Annotated in this window: 1 pseudogene; it reads left to right on the top strand. The window is 70.7% G+C overall.

From position 1 onward, the window contains the following. Positions 1-151: 151 nt before the first annotated feature. Positions 152-710 (top strand): annotated as a pseudogene (locus tag F8271_RS31525) (Scr1 family TA system antitoxin-like transcriptional regulator); the annotation flags it as partial.

Here is a 710-nt window from a genome sequence, read left to right as displayed (position 1 = left end):
ACGGGGAGCGGTGCCGCACTTCACAGTCTGGTGATCAGGCGACTACGGTCGGAAGGGTTTGGCCGCGTCGTCGTAGCCGCTCTGTTTCGGGTGGTGGCGGCTCTGGCGGCCGGCTGGAGTTGATCGTCGGCGGGGTGGAGGGTGGCGCGGCATGGCCGATGGGCAGATGACGGCGGCGGCGTTCCTGGTCGCGGAGCTGCGGCGGGCGCGGGCTCGGCGGGGCTGGAGTCAGGACGAGCTGGCCCGGGCGGTCAACTACTCGGCGTCGATGGTCAGCGCCGTCGAGCTGGGCCAGCAACCGCCCACCGCCAAATACCTGGAACTCGTCGACCGCGCCCTCGACACCGGCGGCCTCTTCGGCCGCAGTCAACAGAGCTGGTCAGCCTTGACCGGGCGCAACCCTGGCTACGCGGCTGGCAGGCGATCTTCGAGCATGCGCGCACGCTCCGGTGGTATGAGCCGCGCTACGTGCCGGGGCTCTTCCAGACGGAGGCCTACGCGCGTGCGGTCTTCGAGGCTGGCGGCCTGCTCGCTCCGGATGAGGTCGACCGGCGACTGACCGCCCGGATGGATCGCCAGGAAGTGCTGCACAGCGACCGTGCGCCGCAGATCGTGGCGGTGTTGGATGAGGCCGTTCTGCGGCGACGGGTGGGCGAGCGGAAGGTGATGCGCGACCAGACGCTGCACCTGGCCGGCATCGCCACCGGCCA

It is taken from the genome of Micromonospora sp. ALFpr18c, assembly GCF_008868155.1.
Classification (GTDB): domain Bacteria; phylum Actinomycetota; class Actinomycetes; order Mycobacteriales; family Micromonosporaceae; genus Micromonospora.
This window is presented reverse-complemented; position numbering and strand designations above follow the sequence as displayed.